Genomic DNA, 9,368 nt, shown 5'->3' with positions numbered 1-9,368 from the left:
TGGGGTAAGGGGCATTTATATGTCTTTATGGTGACATTCGATGCACTGTGCCCCCTTTTTACTAACGATGCAGATTATTTTCGCTTCTGTATCATATTAGGCGCGTAGTTGCGGATTTGAGGGTGATGAAAACGGTTGTTTCATGTGGTCATCTCGGTAGTTTTGTCGGGTCAGAAAGGTGGTTTGAGCAAAAATTCTCTATAGAATTTTTGCTCAAATCACCTTTTTGATAATGTGACAAAATAAAAGTATTTTGTAAAAGTCTGAATGATAAGTTTTACTTATGTATATATACGACGGTGCGATTCGTCCGCGCTCACACCTTAATTATATATAGAAGTTTGCGTCCGTTATTTCCGGAACTTCTTCCCGATGACGGGCAGCGAGCTCAGCGGCAAGTCTTTCTTCACGATGAAAGCTACGTCCGCAATCAGCAACAGCGTGTTGACAAGCAAGGCCGGCAGCATCGGCAGATAGCGGTTGGAAGCCGTCATGCCCACAAAGAGCACTACGGCAAGCAGTGTGTAGGTGAAGATAGACTTCAGCGGATAGGCGATCGGATAGTATTTCTGACCGAAGAAATAGCTCAGCACCATGCTCACCGCATACGACGCAAAGCCTGCCCACGCGCAAGCCCAATAGCTGAAACGCGGGATGAAGATGATGTCGAAAGCGATCAATACGACCGCGCCGATACCTGAGAACCAGGCGCCCCAAATGGTCTTGTCGATGAGCTTATACCAGAAGCTGAGGTTGAAGAACACGCCGAACATAATCTCGGCAGCCATCACGATCGGCACTATCTCCAGGCCCTCCCAGTAGCTGCGGCCGATGATGTAGCGGATGATGTCCATGTAGGCCACCACGCAGAGGAAGGCGAGAAGGGTGAAGATGATGTAGAACTTCATCACGCGGGCGTAAGTCTCCTTGTTGTTTTTCTCTTTGGACTGCCCGAAGACAAACGGCTCGTAGGCGTAGCGGAAGGCCTGGGTGATCATCACCATGATGGTGGCTATCTTGATGCAGGCGCCATAGATACCGAGCTGAACGCGCGCGTCATGGGCGTTGCCATCGAAAACGTAGGGGAAGATGATCTGCGAGGCACACTGGTTGAGCTGTCCGGCCAGTCCCATGACGAGCAGCGGCCAGGTGTAGCGAAGCATGCGCCTGCAGGTAGCCTTGTCGAACGGATTGCCCATCGCCTTGAGTTCCTTGCCCAACAAAAGCAGCGTGAGCACGGAACCGGAGAGCTCTATCCAGAACACCCACACCACCTCCAAGTCGAAGTTGGCGTCGTAGATGCCGAAGAGATTGACGTGCATGGCGGGCAGCACGATGAGATAGAGCGACACGCCCACGATGTTCACGGCAATACTTACCATCTTCAGCAATGCGAACTTGATGGGTCTGTGAGCATAACGCAGATAGGCGAAGGGTATCGCCGTGAAGGCGTCTATGGCTACGCACACACCCATGATCATCAGATATTCGGGATGATCGGGATAGCCGATGGCACTGGCAACGGGATGGATGAACAGCGCCAGCACCACCACGAAGAGCAGAGAGGTGAAGCCTACGGTGTGGAGCGTGGTGGGATAGACCTTTCTCGGATCCTCGCCGGGGCGGTTCATAAACCGGAAGAAGGTGGTCTCCATGCCGTAGGTCAGGATGATGATGAGCAGGGCGATGTAGGCATAGATGTTGGTGATGATGCCATACTGTCCTCCGGCAGCGTTGAACTTCGCCGTCTCAATAGGTACCAGCAGATAGCCGATGAAGCGGGCTGCAATACTGCTCAGGCCGTAGATGGCCGTGTCTTTTGCAAGAGATTTTAAATTAGCCATAATTATATTGATGAGCTTATGTCGTTTTTAACGTTAGAAACTCTATTTTTCAAAAGAACAGATACGCGATGGCGATTGCCGCAATGACGCCTGCGAGGTCAGCCAGCAGGCCGCAAGCCACAGCGTGACGTGTGTACTTGATATTTACGGAGCCGAAGTAGACGGCAAGGATATAGAAGGTGGTGTCGGTGGAACCTTGGAAGATACAGCTCAGACGACCCACGAAGGAGTCGGGGCCATAGTTCTTCATCGCTTCCAACATCAGTCCGCGGGCTCCACTGCCCGAGAGCGGCTTCATAAACGCAGTGGGCAACGCACCCACGAAGTCGGTATTCAGCCCGCATTGCTTCACCACCCAGGCAATGCCATCGATGAGCATGTCCATAGCGCCCGAGGCACGGAACACGCCCACAGCCACCAGGATGGCAACAAGATAGGGGATGATGCGCACGGCAGTCTGGAAGCCTTCTTTGGCTCCCTCAATAAAGGCGTCGTAGACATTGATACGCTTTCTCAGGCCCGCAAGGATAAACAGCACGATCACCGTCATCAGTATCAGGTTGCCAGCGACGGCTGTCACGGTGCCCATCGTGTCCTTGTCCATCTGACCGAACCCCCAGATGACCAAAGCGACAAAGGCGATGAGTCCGCTCAAAGTGGCTAATAGTACCGGTTGCAAAAGGTTGATGCGCTGCCACATGGCCGTGATGATGATACCCGCCAGCGTGGCCACACTCGTCGCCAAAAGGATGGGGATGAACACATCGGTGGGCTGTGCGGCACCATAACTGGCGCGGAAAGCGAGAATCGTCGTGGGGATGAGGGTCAGTCCCGACGTGTTGAGCACCAGGAACATGATCATCGGATTGGTAGCCGTGTCCTTCCTCGTGTTCAGCTCCTGCATCCCGGCCATGGCTTTCAAGCCCGTCGGCGTGGCGGCATTGTCGAGTCCGAGCATGTTGGCAGCGATGTTCATGAAGATAGAACCCATCACGGGATGGTTCTTGGGAATGTCGGGAAAGAGCTTGGTAAACACCGGACTGAGCAGCCGCGCCAGCGCGTTGACGGCCCCAGCCTTCTCTCCTATCTTCATGATTCCCAGCCACAGAGCCAGCACGCCGGTCAGTCCCAGCGAGGTCTCGAAGGCTGTCTTAGACGTGTCGAACGTGGAGTCCACCATTTTCTGAAAGATTGTGGTGTCACCCATCAGCAATTGTACGCCGCCGAAGACGAAGGCAACGACAAAGAATCCAATCCAAATATAATTGAGTACCATACTATATCTTCTTATACACCTTTGGCAATGCAAAGGTAATAAAAAAAACCTACATGCACTTTTTTAGTGGCTAATATTTGTATAATCTAAAATAAAGTCGTAAATTTGCCACGTTAAGACGAACAGTATTAAGCCTGTCCTATCCGCCTTATGGCAGAGGGAAGTGAATAAAAACCATCCGTAGCGTGAATAATATCAACGTAGACAGAAGTAAAACTCTATTGGCCGCCATCTCATGTTGCGACTTTGTCATTGTCAACTTTGTTTTTTACTTGACCTTTATGATGCTTGGAAAAGACATTCCGGTATATTTCCATGCATATACCCGGGTCGTAGTTGTCTTGATGAATGTGTCTGTGCTGATTGGTGAGCTCTTTTTCCGTAGTATTGTCCACATGAGATTACTGCGTCTTGTAGACGTGTCCATTAACGTATTTCGTCTGACGCTTACCTTCACTTTGTCCTTTGCCATACTGCTGAAGATGATCTTCAACAATACTCCGACAGTGTTTGCGGCATTCTTTTTCTCAGGCTCATACATGGCTATAATGGGATCACGTCTTTGTGAGCGTGCTTTTCTGAACCGTTTGCGTAGTCACGGACGTAATGTGCAAAGAGTCCTCTTTGTAGGAGATGACCCGGCTCTATTAGCGCTGCACAAGGAAATGGCGGAGAATCCCGAAATGGGTTATCGCTCTTTAGGCTATTATAGTGATACACCTATAGCTGGCAGCCCTGATACATTTCAATATTTGGGCACGTTGGGTCAAATGAACCTGTTGATGCAACATAACGATCAGTCGCCGTTGAATCAGTCGGGGATCGACTTAGTGTTTTGCAGCTTGCCACACGAACAGGGCTACGAGGTTGATCGCATCATGCGATCCTGCGATAAGAATGTCGTGCATTTCTATTATGTACCACGCACTTTTGTGGGAGCCAATGTGAGCCTGCGTCCTGTGCACATGGGTGAACATCTGTTTTTCACCAACCATCGGAGCCCGTTGATGCAGCCCTACAATAAGTTGATCAAGCGCCTCTTTGATCTCGTTGTTAGCAGCGTAGCTTGTCTCTTTGTCATTCCGCTGACCTTGGTTGTCGGTATGATAATCAAGATTCAGAGCCCGGGTCCGGTGTTCTTCTGTCAGCAACGTACCGGGCTCAACGGCAAGACATTCTGGTGCTATAAGTTCCGCTCGATGCACGTCAACAAGGACGCCGACAGCAAGCAGGCCACCGAGAACGACCCGCGCAAGTTCCCCTTCGGTAACTTCATTCGGAAATATAACATTGACGAACTGCCACAGTTCTTCAATGTGCTCATTGGTAACATGAGTTTGGTCGGTCCCCGTCCGCACATGCTCGCACATACCGAGATGTACGGCAAGCTGATTGACAAATACATGGTACGGCACTTCTGCAAGCCCGGCATCACCGGATGGGCACAGGTCACCGGATGTCGTGGCGAGACCAAAGAGCTCTGGCAGATGGAAGAGCGCATTCAGCGCGACATCTGGTATATGGAGCATTGGAACATAGGACTGGATCTGAGGATCATAGCCATGACTTTCCGAACTTTCTTTGTCCATGACAAGAAGGCTTACTGAACTTTTTGGGGCTCAACGGACAGCGCCCTTGGAGTATCCTGTCATAAGGAATACTCCAAGGGCGCTCGCTTTTTATATATGCAACAATTGGCTTCTGCTATTCATCTTTGTCTGTCCGGAAGGGCATCAGCGGCAGGTTGGCACAGTTTTTCAGGTTGCCCAACTCGAAATTGCGGAAGCAGTAGCGTACGTACTTAGGCTGCTTCACCTCAGGCGACGTGACGAAGATCGTCTCATTGCGGCGATCCTGCCCCGACACCCAGAAGTGACCTGCCACAGCGCGATGGAAGACCTTGTCGGCTCCGGCCACTTCAAAGCCCTCAATATCGTCGTAGCGAGAGATGCCGCCTTCGGTTTTGTCAAGGCTCACATAGCAGGTGTCACCCTCGACAAACATGCTCTTATACACCGGGCTCTCGCATTTGATGCTCTTAAAACCGTAGTTGCGGTTGAGCGCAAGGAAGGCGAGGCGCTCGCCGACAGGCTGTTTCTGGCAGGGATGGATCTGATTCCTCTCCCAAGGATAGACGAGATCATTGGTGCAGACCAGGGCGCTGTTGGGAATGATGCTGGCCGCACGCTCCTGCTGCTCGCGAAGCAAAGCACCGGAAATGCCGTCGGCACCGTCACCATATATATAAGGAGCAATCTGCACGAAGTAGAATGGGATCTCGCCCTCACCGAAGTCGCGGCGCCACTGCTCCACGAGGAGCTTCAGCCGGTCGGAATATTCATTGCCCGGCGCACCGACATTGGAGCAACCCTGATAGTAGAGAATGCCCTTAACGGTGTAGTTGAGGATGGGGTGGAAAGTGCCGTTGCCCCACAACAGCGGGCGCAGATAGTCATAGGGGAACTTCTTCACCATCTTGCTGGAGTCGAGTTCTTCCTTAGTATATTTCTTCAGATTGTCGGCATCAAGCCAGCTCTCCACACGCGATCCGCCTTTGTTGGCAAGTATCAAGCCCACCGGCACATTGGCCACGCTGTTGACCTTGCGCGCGAAGAAATAGCCCACTGCGCTGCAGTCTCCCACCGTGTTGACATCCACAGCCTTCCATTGGCAATCGGCATCGTCTTGCGGCTCGGTGCGCATCACGCTTGGAATTTTCACAAAATGGACGCCACGCACCTCAGAAGTCGTGGTCACCACCTCGTTGTAGTCCTTCAGCGGACAGTTGCCAAAGCCCTGCACGGGAAACTCCATGTTGCTCTGTCCGGCACAGACCCATACTTCACCACTGAGCAGTCCCTTGATTGTCGTCTTCTCACCATCGTCGAAAGTCACCGACAGCGGCGTGTAGCTGGCCTTGGGCGTCTTGACTTTGAGGAGCCACTTTCCGTCGCGACCGACTCGAACCGAGTAGACATCACTGCTCCACGACACGCTGACGCGCACCGTCTTGCCGGGCTGGTCCCATCCCCACAGGCGAGCCTCACTTTGCTGCTGCAATACCATGCCGTCAGAAACCAAGTGTGGCAATCTGACCTTCGCCTGCCCCATGAGCGTCAACGCAAGGGCGGCAAGCGAAACAAAGAGTTGTTTAGTTGTCATTTGTGTTTAATTTAAGTTGTTTTTATTCCTAATTAACTCTTCCTCCTTATATATATTGTTGATAATATACAAAAAACCACGGCAAGCAAACGCTGTCCGTGGCTATCCATGAAAACAATCTATCAGTTTATCTGTGGAACTTTATCTACCTAATATGTCGTGTGCATGACACACGAGAGCTATTTGGTAAAAACCTAAGAAAAAGAGAGCAATCTCACGACTCCTCCCTTCCTACAAAAAACTACCTATATATTATTACTATACATATTTTGCCTAAACGGCTTGGTGATATATGATCAATCCTATTGTATCTTGTCAGTTTCTTATACATGTCTTCTTTACGACTGCAAAGGTATAGAATATATTAAAAACCGTGTAATACTATATTTACCAAATACAATACTATCTTATAAAAAGAATGTTACTTATACCATTTTAGATACTATTGTTCCTAAACAAAACCTTTGATTTCTGACATATTTTCGCTACTTAAACAAAATAAATACGAAAGTACGTGTTTATGTCAAAATTGTATTATTCAGTTTGGAATGAAACTCTTATCTTTGCAGCAGATTTCAATCATAAGATTAAAACCATTAAATGAATGTGACGGAGACTGACACTTTCGTGCTCAGACTTCCGTCAACCTAATAACATAAAGACAACATCAAAACAATGAAGCGACTTTCCCTTCTCTCCTTGATGATCCTGCTGATCAGCATGACGATAGGCGCGCAGATCAGAGGCAACAACATCACTGTGATCGTACAGCCCGACCACAACGACTGGAATTATCACGTGGGCCAGACTGCGCAATTCTCTGTCTCTGTACTCAAGTCGGGCACACCACTGGCCAACGCTCAGGTCGACTATGAAGCCGGGCCGGTGATGTATCCTTCTATATATAAAAAAGGTGTCACGCTTAAAGACGGTGTCATCCATCTCACCGGAAAACTGACCCGTCCGGGCTTCTATCGCCTCAAGGTCACGGCACACGTCGACGGCAAGGACTATGACGGACTGTGCACAGCAGCCTTCGATCCCGAGAAGATCGTGCCCGCCACACAATGCCCCGAAGACTTCGACGATTTTTGGAACAAGGCTTTGAATCAGGCCCGTCAATACGATCTCGACCCGCATCTCACGCCCCTGCCCGACCGCTCGACCAAAGAAGTGAATGTCTACGAGGTGAGCTTTGTCAATGACCGACCCGGCGGACGCATCTTCGGCATCCTGTGTGTGCCGGTGAAACCGGGAAAATATCCAGCTCTGCTCCGCGTGCCCGGTGCCGGCGTGCGCCCATACAGCGGTGACGTCTACACTGCCTCGCGCGGTGCCATCACGCTGGAGATCGGCATCCACGGCCTGCCCGTGACTCTCCCGCAGCATGTCTATGACGAGATCTTCCGTGGCGGACTCGACAACTATTGGGACACGAATCTCGACAACCCAGATAAGAACTACTATAAGCGTGTCGTCGTCGGTGCCGTGCGCTGCGTCGATTACATCGCCTCACTGCCGCAGTGGGACGGCCAGCACCTCGGCGTGACGGGCTCAAGTCAGGGCGGTTTCCTCTCGCTCGCCGTAGCTGCTCTCGACAAGCGCGTGAGTTTCATGGGGGCTGTCCACGACGCCATGTGCGACTACGAGAGTGAACTGAAAGGTGTCGCCGGTGGATGGCCACACTACTTCTATCAGGTCAAGAACCCCAGTGAGGCCCGCATCAAAGGTGCGCGCTACTACGACGGCGTCAACTTCGCCCGTCGGGTGACCTGTCCCTGCTGGTTCTCTTTCGGATACAACGACGAGGTGGTGCCACCAACATCGTCCTACGGCACCTACAACATCGTGAAAGCGCCCAAACATCTCAGCGTCTATCAGCTCACAGGCCACTATTGGTTTCAGGAGCAGTGGGACGAATGGGAGGCATGGCTGCTGAAGATGATGGACATCAAATAACATAAGCATCACTTTAAAAACATAAAACCATATCACCATGAAGACATCGATCATTACGGCATTATTGCTGCTCCTCGGCCTCAACTGCGCCGCCTCGCCCGCCACACAACTCATCCGGCGCATGGCAAAGTTGCAAAAGAGCGGTGTGATGACAGGCCATCAAGACGATCCTATCTATGGACATAACTGGAATTTAGAGAAGGGACGCAGCGACGTAAAAGAAGTCTGCGGGGACTATCCCGCCGTGATGGGGTTTGAACTCGGTGACTTGGAATTGGGAAAAGCAAAAAATCTCGACGGTGTACCTTTCGACCGTATGCGCCAGGAAATCAAAGCACAGAACCGCCGCGGCGGCATCGTGGAGATCAGCTGGCATCCCAACAATCCTGTCACCGGCAAGAATGCCTGGGATCCGGAAGGAAAACCGGTCGGAGAAATCCTGCCCGGCGGCAAGCTATGCAAGGAGTTTGCCAAGCGCATGAAGCGTGTGGCCCGCTTTCTGGCATCCCTGCGCGATGACAAAGGACAGCCGATTCCTGTCATCTTCCGCCCTTGGCACGAGATGGGCGGCGGATGGTTCTGGTGGGGAAAAAACAGTTGCACCACCGAGCAATACAAGCAACTCTATGTCTATACCTATCAGTTCATGAAGCGCCAAGGCCTTAACAACCTCGTGTGGGGCTTCTCTCCAAACACAGGCGACGCAAGTCTGGAGATCTATTATCCGGGAGATAAATACGTAGATCTGCTTGGCGTGGACCTCTACGACTTTGAAGGCAGTGCCGAAAACTACACAAAGACTATTGAGCGCGAGCTCAGCCTGTTGACCGAAATGGGCAAGAAACACCAAAAACTCATCGCCCTGACAGAGACTGGATCACAGAAGCTGCCAATCAAAAACTGGTTCACTACAGTGCTCTGGCCGGCCATCAAGCCTTATCCTATCTGCTACGTGCTCTTCTGGCGCAATGCCTGGGACAATGCCAAAGAACTCTATGTGCCATACGCCGGGCATCCTGATGCCGACGACTTCAAGACCTGGGTCGAAGATCCCCGTGTGCTGACCGTCAAGGACATCGCCAAGACCAAATAGCATACACTGCCTTGCCAGTATCATCACACAGGAT

The 9,368-nt window shown here is 51.3% G+C and carries 6 protein-coding genes; 3 read left to right on the top strand and 3 right to left on the bottom strand.

All coding sequences use genetic code 11. The features are described 5' to 3' along the window. Positions 1–350: 350 nt before the first annotated feature. Together NG346_RS03500 and NG346_RS03495 are read right to left on the bottom strand one after the other, a co-directional pair. Positions 351–1,844 (bottom strand): lipopolysaccharide biosynthesis protein, encoded by a 1,494-nt coding sequence (locus NG346_RS03500; protein ID WP_262288330.1) that lies wholly within the window; start codon positions 1,842–1,844, stop codon positions 351–353. A gap of 49 nt (positions 1,845–1,893) precedes the next feature. Beyond that, positions 1,894–3,120 (bottom strand): nucleoside recognition domain-containing protein, encoded by a 1,227-nt coding sequence (locus NG346_RS03495; RefSeq protein ID WP_262288329.1) that lies wholly within the window; start codon positions 3,118–3,120, stop codon positions 1,894–1,896. A 185-nt stretch (positions 3,121–3,305) separates the two neighbouring features. Between NG346_RS03495 and NG346_RS03490 the strand changes: the two genes are divergently transcribed. Continuing rightward, the gene (locus NG346_RS03490; RefSeq protein WP_262288328.1) at positions 3,306–4,727 is read left to right on the top strand and encodes an undecaprenyl-phosphate glucose phosphotransferase; all 1,422 of its coding nucleotides are present in this window, start codon (positions 3,306–3,308) and stop codon (positions 4,725–4,727) included. 97 nt (positions 4,728–4,824) lie between these two features. Here NG346_RS03490 and NG346_RS03485 read toward each other — a convergent pair whose 3' ends face one another. Then, a complete protein-coding gene (locus tag NG346_RS03485; protein ID WP_262288327.1) occupies positions 4,825–6,282 on the bottom strand; it encodes a sialate O-acetylesterase in 1,458 nt (485 codons plus the stop codon). Between the two features lie 675 nt (positions 6,283–6,957). On the opposite strand from NG346_RS03485, the gene NG346_RS03480 reads away from it, so the two are divergent. Continuing rightward, entirely contained in the window at positions 6,958–8,241 is a 1,284-nt protein-coding gene (locus NG346_RS03480) for an acetylxylan esterase (RefSeq protein WP_262280966.1), read from the top strand. A 37-nt stretch (positions 8,242–8,278) separates the two neighbouring features. After that, positions 8,279–9,334: a glycoside hydrolase family 26 protein gene (locus tag NG346_RS03475; protein WP_262280965.1), complete on the top strand. Its 1,056-nt coding sequence runs from the start codon at positions 8,279–8,281 to the stop codon at positions 9,332–9,334. Positions 9,335–9,368: the final 34 nt, after the last annotated feature.

The sequence above is a fragment of the Hallella absiana genome, assembly GCF_025457485.1.
Classification (GTDB): domain Bacteria; phylum Bacteroidota; class Bacteroidia; order Bacteroidales; family Bacteroidaceae; genus Prevotella; species Prevotella absiana.
The sequence above is the reverse complement of the archived record's forward strand: the minus strand, read 5'-3'. Positions and strand labels throughout refer to the sequence as shown.

What these genes read in the sequence shown, in the direction of transcription:
- NG346_RS03500 (WP_262288330.1), bottom strand. Translation starts at nt 1,844, where the DNA reads ATGGCTAATTTAAAATCTCTTGCAAAAGACACGGCCATCTACGGCCTG.
- NG346_RS03495 (WP_262288329.1), bottom strand. Translation starts at nt 3,120, where the DNA reads ATGGTACTCAATTATATTTGGATTGGATTCTTTGTCGTTGCCTTCGTC.
- NG346_RS03485 (WP_262288327.1), bottom strand. Translation starts at nt 6,282, where the DNA reads ATGACAACTAAACAACTCTTTGTTTCGCTTGCCGCCCTTGCGTTGACG.
- NG346_RS03480 (WP_262280966.1), top strand. Translation starts at nt 6,958, where the DNA reads ATGAAGCGACTTTCCCTTCTCTCCTTGATGATCCTGCTGATCAGCATG.
- NG346_RS03475 (WP_262280965.1), top strand. Translation starts at nt 8,279, where the DNA reads ATGAAGACATCGATCATTACGGCATTATTGCTGCTCCTCGGCCTCAAC.